The sequence below is a fragment of the Solibacillus sp. FSL K6-1523 genome (assembly GCF_038005225.1).
In the GTDB taxonomy this organism is placed as follows: Bacteria; Bacillota; Bacilli; order Bacillales_A; family Planococcaceae; genus Solibacillus.
Map to the genome: position 1 here is coordinate 4100174 of NZ_JBBOSU010000001.1, position 15087 is coordinate 4115260.

Below are 15087 nucleotides of genomic sequence, written 5' to 3' on the forward strand. Positions count from 1 at the left end.
ATTGTATGCGTAACAATGCAGGTAACCCTTTTTTTCACAATTGTCTCATATTAAGCAATTGAAGAATACGGTATAATGATATGAAAATAGCTAAAGAAGGTGAAACTTTGAGTGCACTTTTTGATTATAAATCCATTTTCCCTATCGTTATGCTTTTAAATATTTTATTTGCATTAGTCATTATTTTTTTAGAGCGTAAAAAGCCTTCCTCTACGTGGGCATGGTTACTCGTGTTATTTTTCATACCATTTTTCGGATTTGTTTTATATTTACTTTTAGGGCGACAACTTCGAAAAAAACATTTATTTCGCTGGGACGGTCAAAAAGATATCGGCATCGATAAACTGATTAGTTATCAAGTTGAAGCGATTAAAAATGATGAGCTCGAATTTCGCACAGAACATATGAAAGAATACAATCACTTAATTTATATGAATTTAACAACCAATCATGCCGTTTTGACGCAGGACAATGATATCAAAGTTTTTAGTGATGGGAGCGACAAGTTCGAAGCCTTAATTCACGACATTCTTGCGGCAAAAAACCATATCCATATCCAATACTATATTTTCAAGCTGGATAATTTAGGACAGCGCATTTTAAATGCCCTCAAAAAAAAGGCGAGGCAAGGTGTAAAAATACGTATTTTATACGACGAAATGGGTTCACGTCGTGTAAAAAAGCATCATTTCAAAGGTTTAATGGAGTTGGGTGCCGAGGTAGAAGTCTTTTTTCCATCTATCCTTCCGCTCATCAACCCCCGTTTAAATTTCCGAAATCACCGCAAAATTGTTGTCATTGATGGACGTATCGGTTATACAGGTGGTTTTAATGTAGGAGATGAATATTTAGGTTTATCGGATCGATTTGGCTATTGGCGCGATACACATTTACGCATTGAAGGAAGCGCTGTACACCCTTTACAAACACGTTTTTTACTCGATTGGAATCAAGCTAGTACTCATCATCAAATCGAATATTCCGATCGTTACTTCCCCATCATCCCGCAAAAAGGGAATGTCGCTTTGCAAATTGTTTCGAGTGGACCTGATACGGAATGGGAAGTTATAAAAAATAATTACTTACGGTTAATTTCCAACGCCCAAAAATTTGTCTATATTCAATCACCTTACTTCATTCCAGATGATGCCTTTATGGATGCGATTCGCATTGCTGCTTTGTCGGGGGTAGATGTACGTATTATGATACCAAATAAACCAGACCATCTTTTCGTCTACTGGGCAACCTATTCATATGTTGGGCAACTTGTTCAAGCTGGAGCAAAAGTTTACCATTATGAAAAAGGATTTATTCATGCAAAAATGATTGTCGTTGATGATGAGGTCGCTTCAGTTGGTACCGCAAATATTGATGTGCGTAGCTTTAGTTTAAACTTTGAGGTGAATGCCTTAATTTACGACCGCATACTTGCCCACCAGCTAGCTGAACTTTTTGAATCGGACATATTAGACTGCTCGGAGCTTACGCCAGAAATTTATGCAAACCGTTCAAATCTTATAAAGTTTAAAGAGTCTCTTTCAAGATTGCTCTCTCCTATTTTATAACTATGATCCAACAAAAAAAGGTATTCTGACGCGATGTCAGAATACCCTTTTTTGTAGTGCTATTTTACTCTATCCCTAAATATTCTTCCAATGTGACACCTGCATCATATACCTTCGTTGCCGTGTCTCCTTCTAAATAACGAAAATGCCATGACTCATACATATAGCCAGTAATGTCTTCCTTCCCTTCTGGATAACGTAAAATAAACCCATATTTATGTGCATTGGTCGCTAACCATTTTCCAGCTGGTGTTTCACCAAACTCACTCGTTAACCATAAGTCTTCTTTGCCCTTCTCCCCAATATCAAACGTTAAGCCTGTTTGATGCTCAGAATAGCCTGGGCGAGCACTATAACGATCAGCAGCATCTTTACCATCACGGTTTACATAACGATTGTATAGATCCGTTTGGTATTCGTATGAACGAAAACCACTAAAAGCTACGAGTGTATATCCTTGTTGGCCTGCCGCGGCAATCATCTCGTCCAGCGCCGCGCGTGCTTTAGCTGATTCCCCTTCATTGAAAGTAGCTGGTAAAGGGTATTTTTTATTCGCAATTAAAATATTTTCTACATATGTCGGTTCTTTCGCAGGCTGTTGGCCAACGATATAACCATTTTCCTTTTTCACAACTTCATGTTCCTTTGGTGCATCTGTTTCACTTTTTAAACCCGTAGTTCCATCGCCATTCGCACTTGCTGGTGGGGTATTTGGTGAATCTGTATTACCTTCTTTTGGATCATTGCCTTCATTGGGCGTTGTTTGTGGTTGTTCTGGTTCTCCCGTGTTTAAATCCAATTTATCGTTTGATGGCTCTTGTTCACCATCATCCGGTGGCACTTGTCCTGTTACTGCATCATTTTCATTTGCCACATCTCGATTCGCGACATCGTATTTATAAATGACCGAGCCAATGATTGCAATAATGAGTAACAATGAGATGATGGCACCCGCAACAATCGGGCTACTTTTCTTCTTATTTGATTTCATCTTATTCACCTTCCCCTAGAACCCTACTATTCTCAGCCAGCTATCATGATGATTAATACGAGTACAGATAAAACGGCAAAAGTTATCGACATCTTTTTCATCCATTTTGATTCTTTTTCGTGACCTTGTTCTTTAAACGTACGGGACCTAAAAAAGTTCGTTAACGTAAACATAATTGTCATCGATAAAATTGCGGCATTCATATTTCGTTGAATAATAAAATATAGCGCCGAAAAACTTGCGGCTGCTACTAATAATAGCGAAATGGCTTTCTCGTTCTTAATTTTCTTCATTCTTTTCTCCTTTAATTGGGCACACCTTGCATCAACTGGCACAACATACCTCTTGTTACTTAACTGCTAAAAAATCGAGGCACATCATTGCCCCGACCTTTTTGGTTTAGCTTTGTTTTGGTAAATCTGAATAATACCTTTTTCCGATATACGTTTGTACAATTAATATAATTCCCCCAACAGACCAATATAAAGGGAGCGCGGCCATGGAAGAATATGAAATGAATACAATCATTATCGGTGAAATATACATCATTAGCTTCATCTGAGCTTTTTGAGCTTCCGGAACTGTTGCTAATGAAACTTTTGATTGGATAAAGTAAATAATTCCGGCAACCGCCGTCATAATCATATCTGGTGACCCTAAACTAAACCATAAAAACTCATGTGATTTTACATCAGCAGAATGTGAAATGGCAAAATATAACCCCATAATAATTGGTAATTGAATGAGAATTGGTAAACAACCCATATTGATTGGATTAACGCCTGCATTTCGGTAAACTTGCATCATTTCTTGCTGGAGCGTCATTTGTTCTTCTTTGGATTCAACTGCTTTTAACTTTTTCTGAATTTCATCCATTTTCGGCTTAATTTCATCCATCTTCACACGCATAACCGCTTGAGAGCGATAGTTCTTCAACATAAAGGGCATTAAAATTAATCGAATGAGTATTGTGATTGTAATAATGGCTAATCCATAACTTCCATTAAAAAGAGTATTTCCAAAAAAGTCTAATAAAAAATTCATCGGTTTTACAAAAGTACTATAAAAAAAGCCCTCTCCATTTTCCACAGACTGACAACCTGTTAATACAATAGTTGTCATAGCGAATAGAACAAATAACTTCCATCGTTTCATCGTTCACCTTCTCATCAATTAATTACGCCTCAATTAACTTTAGTCCAGACTTTTCCGAGCTCAGGACCATAGGACGAGGCGTCTTTTGGCTAACTTCCTACTTGCTTAAAAACCTGCGACATCCGCCGGGGAAACTTGTTTAACTCCCCCCTGAAGCTCTCGGGATGTACGCTGAAATAAGTTAAACTATTTTGAAGTATAACGCACTTTTAACAAAACATAAAATCACAGGCACATCTTCAACTAAATTTCCCTCACAACAAAAAACTGCACTCACAATTTGTTGACTTTAGGCAAAAAATCGCCTTTACAACAGTTTGTAGTGCAGAGTTTATAAGGTTTCTATTTCATTTTTCAACTTAATTACTTCTTACAATAAACACATCGTCAAGCTTGTACTATCCATTCTATTTTAGGCATTCTCATACTCGATTTCAATCATTTCAAAACGGTAAAATTCATGGTGAAGCTCATCACGGAAATGCTTTGGCGTTACACCTGTATACTTTTTGAAAATTCGCGTGAAATAGCTTTGATTGCAAAAATGGAATTGTTCAGAAATAGATGTGATTCCCTTATTAGTATGGCGCAAATAATATTGAGATTCTTCTACTCGGCGCACATTTAAATACTCTACTAATGTAATCCCCACATGTTCACGGAATATTCGTGATAAATGACTTGTACTAATATGGAAGTTCGCGGCAATGCTCTCAACTGTTAAATCGTTTTCAAGTTCATCATTAATATACATAATTACTTTATTAACCGTTTGATGGCGGAATGTTGGCTGCTTACGATCTGCAATAAAATACACGTAAAAATCAATTAAATCATCCGCAAATTGTAAAAACTCAGCATCCTTCATTGAATTTTCAATCATATCTGCGCATGCTAAATTAAATGCAAATGCTTTTTTCGATGGAACTTGATTATCAAGCAGTTTACGCGCAACAATCGATGAGATAGTAATGAAGTAGTGACGCACAACTTTAATAACCTGCTTGCCAAAACGCGCAGATAAAATATCAATAATCTCATGTAAAGTCTTCTTCGCTTTCGTTGCTTCTAAATGATAAACTTCAAATAAAAGCTTCGACTCCAATACATAAAAATCCTCAATACCCACGTATTGATTAATACTATCAATTTCCTGAAAATACCTTTTCGATATCGTTTCAGATATTGAATGTTGATGTAGTTGCATAGATTATCCCATCTTTCTTCAGACATAAATATTCTGTTATTCTTTAGACAAACATCTTACATGCAATATAGTGAAGGATGATGCCCCTATCAGCCAAAAGTAATTTGATCTTTGAATGTTATATTGAAATGTTATGAATAAGTAAAAACTATGTATTTTATATAATTATGTAAAGTGAAGCTATTATTCATCATTTTAGTTCACATTTCTAATGCAATATTTCTTTGCATTTAATGACTTATTCACGTTTTAGTAACTATAGTGAATATTACCATAATTTATGTTTTTCTTACAACCTAATTTTAACAATTCGAATAGTTCTAAAATATCAACCGATTCCCTCTTTTTTCAAATGACGCTATTATTCCTTAAAATTCCCACATAAATATACATACATTTATCACCTTTTTATCCAATAAGCATCCATATATTAATATGCTACTATAAACAGTTTTAAAAGAATTTATCCTTTCGGTATAGCAAAAAAAATCTTCCCAACCTAATTGCTTTTAATATGTAGTAAAATAGTTCATAATTGTTTAAAATGCTTATAAAGAGGTGTTAGAAGTGAATCCAAAACAAATCGAAGAAATTATGGATGTCATTAAAGAGTTTTTCCCAGAAAATACGTCAATTGCTATCTCAGATACAAGTGAATATTTCTACTACCAACCTAGCAAAAAAGTCGACCTAAAAATTAAACCAGGTGACCCTATTAAAGAAGGTTCCGCTGCTTATAAAGCTTTAGCTTACGGTCAAAAAATCAATTCTTATATCGAGTCTGATGTTTTCGGTGTTCCTTACTATGGTATGAGTATCCCTCTTATCGAAGAAGGCGAAACAAAAGGGGCAATTACTGCCATTTTCCCACAAAAGCCATCACCATTTTTAACCAATTATATCACAGTAAAAATCGATGACTGCTGGTACCCAATTAAACATAGCGAAGTCATTTACCTAGAAACGCAACTTCGTAAAACATTTGTAAAAACAATGCACCGGGAAGGCTACCACCGCTTAAACTTAAGCGACTTAGAATTATTCTTAGCATCTGATTCATTCATTAGATGTCACCGTTCATACATCGTCAATATTGACTTTATTGAAGAGATCCAACCAGATTCTCACTCAACATTCTTATTAATTATGAAAGACGGTACACGTATTCCAGTAAGCCAACGTTACGCAAGTTACTTCCGACGTTCTTTAGGCTTCTAATGACTATATCAAAAACGACTTGTAAATGTGCAAGTCGTTTTTTGATTGATCAATTACGCCTCGGCGTAATTGCGTCCAGATTTTTTCGAGCTAGCTCGAAAAATCTCCCTTAAAAATCTGTGATATCCGCCGGGGCTTAACTTGATTCAGCCGGGGTTTGAACCCCACTGAATAGAATTGCGCCTTTTAGCATTTATCCCAAATTATAGAAGTGTAGGGATTCTGCTGAATCAAGTTAAAATAGCACACCAACCTGTTTATAGAATAGTCTATACAACGAGATTCGCTCATATGTTTGAAATTTCCTAATAAGTCATTCTTGATAAATAGCACTTTTGAATGTTTTTTTCAACACACATAGTATATTTTTGCTACCTCATGCTCATTTTAAACTTTGCAAATCCCACCTCATTCATCGGTTCTACTTGTTTATTCCCTTTTATACACCTTTTAAGCGCTTTTATGTTGTATGAGGGGAAAATGTGACAATTTGATGATATTATTATCTTATCTGTCAGATTGTTATCTGGCTAAATAAACAGAAAATTCTTTCAAAGATTTTCTAATAGCTCACAACCATCAAAAAACTTTTAGGGGAGGATTTTTAATATGGATCCACGAGTTGAGAAACGTTTAGGTTTAAAACAATTAGCAGATAAGGTCGTATCTGCACAAGAGGCTGCTGCTTTAATTCAAGATGGCACAGTAGTAGGTATGTCTGGATTTACTCGCGCTGGAGATGCAAAAGTAGTACCAATGGCTTTAGCTGAACGCGCTAAAACTGAACAAATTAAAATTGATGTATATACAGGGGCTTCTTTAGGTCCTGAAGTTGATAACTACCTTGCTGCTGCAGGTGTTATTAACAAACGTGGTCCGTTCCAAGGGGATGCGGTAATGCGTGGTTTAATTAACAAAGGCGATATCAAATACGTAGACGCTCACCTTTCTCACAATGCTGAATTAGTACGTCAAGGTATTATGGGTCCAATTAAACACTTAATTTTAGAAGCTGTTGCAATTACTGAAGATGGCTTAATTATCCCAACAAACTCTGTTGGTAACTCACCAATTTTCGCTGAGTACGCAGAAAATATTATTATCGAGTTAAACATTTCTCACCCAGAAGCATTAATTGGTATCCACGATATCTACGTTCCTGGTGAACAAGGTAAACGTGAAGCAATTCCGATGATGAATGCTGAAACACGTATCGGTGAAATCGGTATCCGTGTTCCAGTTGAGAAAATCCAAGCAATCGTTATTTCTGAAGAGCCAGATGCTCCTTCATTAATCGTTCCTCCAGATGAGGAAACTCAAAACATGGCAAACATTTTATTAGACTTCTTCCGTTCTGAAATTAAAGCGGGTCGTTTAACAAATGAATTAATGCCATTACAATCTGGTGTAGGATCTGTTGCGAACGCTGTATTAGATGGCTTTGCTGATTCTGAGTTCGAAAACTTAGTTGTTGCTTCTGAAGTATTACAAGATGCAGTTTTCAACTTAATTGATGCTGGTAAAGTACGCTTTGCTGCTGCAACTTCAATTACATTAACAGAAGAATTACAGAAAAAAGTATACGGCAACTTAGAAAAGTATGCTGATAAAATTTGCTTACGTCCACAAGAAATTTCTAACCACCCAGAAGTTATCCGTCGTTTAGGTTTAATCTCTATTAACACGGCACTTGAGTTAGATATCTACGGTAACGTAAACTCTACACACGTTTCAGGTACAAAAATGATGAACGGTATCGGCGGTTCTGGTGACTTCGCTCGTAACGCTCGTCTTGGTATTTTCGTAACGAAATCATATGCAAAAGGTGGCGCGATTTCTTCAATCGTACCAATGGTTTCTCACGTAGACCACACTGAACATGATGTAGATGTAATCGTAACTGAGCAAGGGATTGCAGACTTACGTGGTCTTGCTCCAAAAGAGCGTGTTGAGTTAATCATCGAAAACTGTGCACACCCAGATTTCAAAGAGCAATTACGCGATTACTACGACCGCGCAGTTGAAGCAACAGGTGGTGCACATACTCCTCACATCCTAGAGGAAGCACTTTCTTGGCACGTAAACCTTGCTAAAAACAAAACAATGAAAAAAGAAGTTGTTAAAGCTTAATTTTTTATTGGAAAAGACACAATTCAATTGAATTGTGTCTTTTTTTTGTGAATATCACAGTTTTTTTAGCAATTTATCGAGCATACTTAAATAAATACAGAAAAAATCTGTGACATCTGCTTAACCTTGATGCTTATTAAATGCATCGATTGCAGTTTGTGCGCCGCCTTCATCGATAAACTTATTTTCTTGAATAGTTAAAGTTTTAGATCCAGCTGGTGCTTGTGCTACATCGCCTGCTACGTCTCCAGTTGCGATTAAATTTTCCTGAGTAGAATTATTTTGTGCTGTCATACTCTCGAAATTTTTCTTTTGATCTGCTATCACCTTTGTTGCTTTTGTTTTTGCATCATTTAATAATCCGACCGCTTTATCACGGTTTTCCTTTTTACTTAACATAGAGGCCACTCCAGCAACTAAACCTGCTAAAACAACGCCTTTACCTTTTAATTTCGCCATTAAGCATTCCTCCCGAAAATAAATTACCTATTAGTATTTTTACCCTAAATGCCGCATTTAAAACATTCAACATCTAACTAAACGATGTCTTCCACTCGAAACTTTATCGCAAAAATTTCAAGTATTTATAGTATGTCTTTAATGCAATTGTTTTATTTAAGGTATTTTTGGGTAGATTATTAGTATTATCGTAAAGGAGTGGTGTATATGTTCCAAGATAAAGAAGTCGGTTTTGAGTGGATGGAAATTTCTGCTCTTTTCGGTGTAGCACTTATTATTACTACTATTATTTCACTTTTTACAATGATGTAAATACGAAAAGAAAAGGATATTCATTCACGTAAAGCGATTGTGAGCGAATATCCTTTATTTATTAGTCTGATTACTTGCCCGTTATTTTTTAAACTTTAATATCGTCGTACTCTTTACTTTTTTCAAATGCAGAAACGACATAAGAGCAAACAGCCGTCATTTTTAATTGTTCTTCACGTGCATAGTTTGCAGCTGCATCTAACAGCTTTTTCGCCATGCCTTGACCTCGTAGTACATCAGATACGTATGTGTGATCCATTGACATTACCCCGTCTTGCTCAATCCAAGTAATTTCTGCTACACGTTGCCCATCTAGCTCATACTCAAATGCCCCTTGACCGTTACTAGATTTGTTCAATTTAAATTCCATACTATCCCTCCTCTTTGTAAATTAAATATAGCATAATTCTAAATAGTATAAATAATAAAAAGCCTCCATAATTGGAAGCTTTTTAATCACTTATTCTTTTGTAAACCAAGAAGAAATGGTATCAATTAAATTACTAAAAAAGTTTTTTACACTTTGCCAGAAGCCTTCATCTTCTAAAATAGCTCCAAATTTTTCTTCAAACTTTGAGCTCAAATCTGAAAGCTGGCTTGATAATTTACTAAAGTCGATATTTAAATTACTAATTCGATTCATTAAATCTACTAGTATTTGGCGATCTTGATCACTTAAATTTATTTGGAACCTTGCTAATTGATCTTCTACAATCTTTTGTACTTCTTCTTTTGTAGCAGGCTTATTTTCAGCAATTACTTTTTTAATTTCTGTTAATAGTTCTGCCACCTTTTCATCGCTTACACCAGCCGTTTCAGCCAATGACGTAGCAACTGATAGCTCATCATTCGCAACGTCTGTACGTTCGATATTTAATGTTTCCCCTGTTTTTACCTCATATGCTTTATAAATACCTACTAATGCTGAGTGTCCTGTTACTGGCTTAGGCGCTGCAATTTCTACAATTGCATCTTCAATTCCGGCTGTTAACATCGCACTTGCATACATTTCAGATGTTACTTGTGTAATATTTTCTGGGGTAACAACACTAATCGTTAACCCTTTCCCTTGATCTTGACGCGTAATTTTTGCAGATGAGTACATACGCGAGTTTGAGTTACTATCTTTAATGTATTTGGCTAAATCTTGTCCTGAGATTGTTATTTCATCTATTTCAGATTCCTGCTCTACCCGTAAAGCCGTTTTTACATAGTCCTTTTCCTCGTCTGATAAATTACTTCCATAAACGACAATTGGTACACCTAATTTTTCATTGATTGGATTTTTCGGCGCCATGTCCGCTGCAAATGTGGACATTGGAAAAATACCTGAAAATAAAAGTGCAAATACTGCAAAGAGTGCAATCCATTTTTGTTTCATATTAAAATACCCCTTTCAAAATGAACATTTAATGCTATGTGCATTTACCTTATAGTACGAATAAAAAAAGTAAAAGGTTGCAATGTTGTTAGCCTTTTACTTTTCTCTCGTTATTGTTGTTGACTTAAACGATTTCCGTCCAGCCATCTTGTTGTATGATTTTACGAGCTTTCATTAATGTTCCAAGTGCGCGTTTAAATGCACCTTTACTCATGTTGAACATTTCTTCAATTTCTTCAGGTGTTGATTTATCATGGAACGGCATTTTTCCGCCAACACTTTCTAAATAAGCGAAGATTTTTTCCGCATCTTCCCCTAGTCTTTCGTGCTTACGTGGAAGTAATGAACCATTTAATGAGCCATCCTCTTTCACATCAATAATACGCACTTGCACATCCTGACCTAAACGTGGCTCTGCCTTCATTTCAGATTGGTGTACAAAAATACGATAAGGAGCTTCTACTCCAATTAAAAACGAACCAATTGGTAATAAACGATACGGGCGTGCAATAATGTTTTTATTGAATGCATCCTCATGCGCACCTTCATACATTTCATTTACTTTTTCTTCTGTAATTAGACGACCAAATAAATCACCGTTGCGGTCTGTGCGTAATGTTAAATATAAATGATCCCCAGCTTGTGGCCATACTTCCTGTAGTGCAGGTAAATCTTCCGCTCGTACAAGTACTTCACGAGATGTGCCAATATCACAAAAAGCACCTTCTTGCGTCACTTTTAATACGCGTGCCCAGCCATAACTCGCTTCTGTAATATGCGGAATTACCGTTGTTGCTTGCAAGCTACCACGACGGTCTGTGTATAAAAATACTTTTACGATATCTCCAATTGTTAATGTCTCTTCTACATCCGAAGTATTTAACGGAATTTCGATATCACCGTTTGTTAAAATATAGCGTGATCCTTGCTCTTCTAATATTGTTAAATCTACAACTTGTCCTGATTTCATTAATTGATTCATGTATGATCCCCTTTTCCTTGTCAATCATTACTTACTATGATTTTATTTCATTTGTTCTAACTTTTTTGTCAGCTCGGGCTGTTCTTCTAAAAGCTGAACAAGATCTGCAATTCGGTCTATTGAGTTCCAACTTAAATGATGTTCGATACCTTCAACGTCGTCATAAATACGTTCCTCATCAACACCAATTAGTCGTAAAAACTGTTCTAATAAATCATGTCTCTGTACGAGGCGCTTCCCTAACTTTTGCCCTTTTGATGTCAAAGTTAACCCTCGATATTTTTCATAAATTAAATAGCCGTCTTTATCTAATTTTTGGACCATCTTTGTCACTGAGGAAGGCAGAACAGATAAAGCTTCCGCAATATCGGACACACGGGCATATCCTTTATTTTCGATGAGTAAATATATTTGTTCTATGTGGTCCTCCATACTAGGTGTTGGCATAGTCTGTTCCCCTCTTTCCAAATACTATCTCAAGTTTACTACATTTCCACATGAAAAGTTAACTGAAAACGGTAAAAGAGCCCTCTTCTCAGTGAAGAAAGCTCTTTTTTAATGTCTTGGATATCGATTCACTATATGAATCGCACGAATAATTTGCTTATTTATTTCCTCAAGGTTTTCTGGGGTGTTTAGTTGTTCAAATACGAAGTCTCTTGATTTTGGTGAGACTATATATCTTGCTGGCAACACATTTAATGCAATTGCATTAACATCCATCTCACATTGCTCACAATGGCAAAAAGTTTGATACTCTACACCGTGCAACATAAAATTCACAAGCCCTCGAACAATTTCTTCCATCACATTTACCAATTTACCATTCGACATTTCTTACTTTCGCCTCATTCAATTGTTGGTTTTATGTTACGTCTAATCATATACCGTACATTGAAATAACTCAATTATTCAGTTCCCAATCGTTATTATTTTCTAGATTCAGCATAATTATTCGTAGTGTAAACGTGATTTTTAAATTTCCATCTTATTAATTTATTCTATTTCGTTTTTAATAATCGTAGTGAATTCAAAATAACGAGTAAAGTTGCCCCCATATCTGCAAATATCGCAATCCACAATGTCAACCAACCAGGGATTACTAATAATAAGGCAATTACTTTTAAACCTAAAGCGAAAATAATATTTTGCTTAATAATCTTCACTGTTTTTTTACTTAAATTGATCGTATACGGTAGCTTTGTTAAATCATCACTCATCAGCACAACTTGTGCCGTTTCTAGAGCGGCATCCGTTCCTGCACCACCCATTGCAATACCGATATCGGCTGCTGCTAATGCAGGTGCATCATTGACACCATCCCCAATCATCGCAACTGTACCATACTGCTGTTGTAACTCTTTCATCGCTTGTAATTTATTTTCTGGTAATAAATTCGCGCGCACATCATCAATGCTCAGTTCCTCAGCAATTTTGATTGCAGTTTGCGTTGCATCTCCTGTCAACATAACCGTATGACGAATTTTATTTTCATGAAGCACTTTGATCACTTCTTTACTTTCGTCACGCACTTGATCCGCAATAGCAAGGACACCAAGCAGTTCTGTTTCATTCGCTGCAATAATGACCGACTTTCCTTCTGATGCCAATTTTTCAATCGTTTCATGTAACTTTTCTGAAATTGGTACAAGTGTTTCAATCCAGTTAACGCTTCCTACATAAATCATTTGGCCATTAACGCTTGCATAAGCCCCTTTGCCCGTTACGGATTGGAAGTTTTCTACGCTAGGGATATGAACTTTTTGCTCAAATGCTTTTGAGAGAATCGCACGCGCTAATGGGTGTTGCGATTTTTTCTCTACTGCTGCAATTTGCGCTAATAATTGCTGCTCATTTCGTCCTTCTTCAGCTAAAATCGCCACTACTTCTGGCTGACCTTTTGTTAATGTACCCGTCTTATCAAATGCCACTGCTTGAATACGACCAAGTTCTTCTAAGTAGGCGCCACCTTTAATCAATACGCCCTGTTTAGCGGCATTTCCGATAGCTGTAACAATTGCTACAGGTGTTGAAATGATTAACGCACAAGGACAACCTACTACTAATACCGCAAGCCCTTGATAAATCCAATGTTGCCAATCCCCCGTAATGAAGCCTGGAATGACCGCAACTAATAACGCGACTACCATAATAGCTGGAGTATAATATTTTGCAAAGCGGTCAACGAATTTTTGTGATGGCGCTTTTTCAGCTTGAGCTTCTTCAACTAAATGGATAATTTTCGCGATTGTTGTATCTTCTACTCGCTTTGTCACTTTTATTTCAAGCGCACCTTCTTCATTTAGCGTGCCTGCAAATACTAAATCTTCCACCGTTTTCTTTACAGGTATTGACTCCCCTGTAATCGCAGCTTGATTCACCGTTGAAACACCCTCGATGACAATCCCATCCATCGCAATTTTTTGCCCTGGCTTGACGATTAAAATATCACCAATTTGAATATCTTCCGTTGCCACTTCCATCTCATGAAAATGTTCGCCGTGCGCTCGTTTAATAGATGCAGTGGGCGGCGCAATATCAATCAACTGTGAAATGGATTGACGCGCTTTGTTCATAGAATAGGCTTCCAACGCTTCACTGACAGCAAATAAGAATACAACAATTGCTGCTTCCTGCCACTCTCCAATAATAGCTGCACCAATAATGGCAATTGTCATTAATGTTTTCATATCAAATTCTAAGTTTCTTAAATTTTGAACTCCCGTTTTAAAAATCGGGAACCCACCTACAATAATGGCGATGGCATATAAGCTATTCGCTAGTATATGCCCTTCCCCTTTCGTAAAGCTCACAATCAAACCAAAGAAAACAAAGGCTAGTGAAAAGGCGGCTAATAGATTTTCTTTTCGCTTGTAAAATGGTATCGAATTCACTTTTTTCCGTTCATTAGCTAAAGCTACTTTTATGCCATCAAATGCTCCAGCCTCTTCTAACTGTGCAACTGTAACGTCACCTGTAACGGTTAACTTTGCTGCACCAAAGTTTAGCTGCACCTCTTCCACAGTAGAAATTTCACGTATATTCCGTTCAAATTTCGCTGCACAATTCGCACAAGATAAATTTTCTAATCGAAATTGTTCAGTCTTTTGCGCCATCCCGTTCACTCCCTTGAATGTTCGTATGCAATTGTAACGATTTGATAAACATGGTCATCCGCTAATGAGTAGTACATCAACTTACCTTCACGTGTCGATTTTGCTAAAGCATGTTCTTTTAAATAGCGTAAATGATGGGAGGCGGTTGCTGTACTTGAACCAATAATCGCCGCAACATCACATACGCACAATCGTTTCTCTATCGTTAAAGCGTAAGCAATTTTTAAGCGCGTTTCATCTGCTAGTGCTTTTAAAAACCTAGCAACTTTTGAAAGCTCTGGCATTTGTTGTTGTACACGTTGTACTGCCTCTTCATTAATCGTAATCACTTCACAAGTTTCCTTTGTCACATCATCACCTCATTCAAATGTTCGTTTGATTGTATTATAACTTAATGCTACATCTTATTCAAACCAACGTTTGAATGTCCGGGACAATTAGAAGGTATTTTATAAATATTTGAGTATGTATATGCTTGACTAACGGAGACATACGTGACGGACATAGCATAAAAAAAGGGTTTCAACACAAGGTCGAAATCCCTTTTTCATATTATTTTTTCTTTACTTCC

Annotated in this window: 15 protein-coding genes; 3 read left to right on the forward strand and 12 right to left on the reverse strand. The window is 36.5% G+C overall.

Annotation, left to right across the window (positions count from 1 at the left end):
* Positions 1-80: 80 nt before the first annotated feature.
* A complete protein-coding gene (gene cls / locus MHI10_RS19755; protein WP_445683200.1) occupies positions 81-1565 on the forward strand; it encodes a cardiolipin synthase in 1485 nt (494 codons plus the stop codon).
* A gap of 64 nt (positions 1566-1629) precedes the next feature.
* Here the strand turns inward: cls and MHI10_RS19760 are convergent, their stop codons facing one another.
* The 4 genes from MHI10_RS19760 to MHI10_RS19775 all read right to left on the reverse strand — a co-directional run bounded on the left by MHI10_RS19760 (position 1630) and on the right by MHI10_RS19775 (position 4918).
* A complete protein-coding gene (locus MHI10_RS19760) occupies positions 1630-2556 on the reverse strand; it encodes a M15 family metallopeptidase (protein ID WP_340788514.1) in 927 nt (308 codons plus the stop codon).
* Between the two features lie 32 nt (positions 2557-2588).
* A complete protein-coding gene (locus MHI10_RS19765; protein ID WP_340788515.1) occupies positions 2589-2849 on the reverse strand; it encodes a hypothetical protein in 261 nt (86 codons plus the stop codon).
* Positions 2850-2955: 106 nt separating this feature from the next.
* On the reverse strand, positions 2956-3711 hold the full coding sequence (yidC, locus tag MHI10_RS19770; RefSeq protein WP_340788517.1) for a membrane protein insertase YidC: 756 nt from the start codon (positions 3709-3711) through the stop codon (positions 2956-2958).
* Between the two features lie 412 nt (positions 3712-4123).
* Positions 4124-4918, reverse strand: a complete 795-nt coding sequence (locus MHI10_RS19775; protein WP_340788519.1) for a helix-turn-helix transcriptional regulator — start codon at positions 4916-4918, stop codon at positions 4124-4126.
* Positions 4919-5485: 567 nt separating this feature from the next.
* On the opposite strand from MHI10_RS19775, the gene MHI10_RS19780 reads away from it, so the two are divergent.
* Positions 5486-6136 carry a LytTR family DNA-binding domain-containing protein gene (locus tag MHI10_RS19780; protein ID WP_340788522.1) on the forward strand — a complete coding sequence of 217 codons (651 nt, stop codon included), beginning with the start codon at positions 5486-5488 and terminating at the stop codon, positions 6134-6136.
* A gap of 609 nt (positions 6137-6745) precedes the next feature.
* The gene (locus MHI10_RS19785; RefSeq protein WP_340788525.1) at positions 6746-8266 is read left to right on the forward strand and encodes a succinate CoA transferase; all 1521 of its coding nucleotides are present in this window, start codon (positions 6746-6748) and stop codon (positions 8264-8266) included.
* Between the two features lie 120 nt (positions 8267-8386).
* Here the strand turns inward: MHI10_RS19785 and MHI10_RS19790 are convergent, their stop codons facing one another.
* From MHI10_RS19790 to MHI10_RS19825, 8 genes are all read right to left on the reverse strand, one after another.
* A complete protein-coding gene (locus MHI10_RS19790; protein ID WP_340788529.1) occupies positions 8387-8725 on the reverse strand; it encodes a hypothetical protein in 339 nt (112 codons plus the stop codon).
* A gap of 400 nt (positions 8726-9125) precedes the next feature.
* Entirely contained in the window at positions 9126-9407 is a 282-nt protein-coding gene (locus MHI10_RS19795) for a GNAT family N-acetyltransferase (RefSeq protein WP_340788531.1), read from the reverse strand.
* Between the two features lie 90 nt (positions 9408-9497).
* Entirely contained in the window at positions 9498-10418 is a 921-nt protein-coding gene (locus tag MHI10_RS19800) for a DUF1002 domain-containing protein (RefSeq protein ID WP_340788533.1), read from the reverse strand.
* A gap of 124 nt (positions 10419-10542) precedes the next feature.
* The gene (locus tag MHI10_RS19805; RefSeq protein ID WP_340788536.1) at positions 10543-11400 is read right to left on the reverse strand and encodes a CvfB family protein; all 858 of its coding nucleotides are present in this window, start codon (positions 11398-11400) and stop codon (positions 10543-10545) included.
* A 42-nt stretch (positions 11401-11442) separates the two neighbouring features.
* A complete protein-coding gene (mntR, locus tag MHI10_RS19810; RefSeq protein ID WP_340788538.1) occupies positions 11443-11847 on the reverse strand; it encodes a transcriptional regulator MntR in 405 nt (134 codons plus the stop codon).
* A gap of 108 nt (positions 11848-11955) precedes the next feature.
* A complete protein-coding gene (locus tag MHI10_RS19815) occupies positions 11956-12234 on the reverse strand; it encodes a late competence development ComFB family protein (RefSeq protein ID WP_340788541.1) in 279 nt (92 codons plus the stop codon).
* A 167-nt stretch (positions 12235-12401) separates the two neighbouring features.
* Complete coding sequence (locus MHI10_RS19820; RefSeq protein WP_340788544.1) at positions 12402-14516, reverse strand: heavy metal translocating P-type ATPase; 2115 nt, start codon at positions 14514-14516, stop codon at positions 12402-12404.
* A gap of 5 nt (positions 14517-14521) precedes the next feature.
* A complete protein-coding gene (locus tag MHI10_RS19825; RefSeq protein WP_340788546.1) occupies positions 14522-14866 on the reverse strand; it encodes an ArsR/SmtB family transcription factor in 345 nt (114 codons plus the stop codon).
* Positions 14867-15087 lie beyond the last annotated feature (221 nt).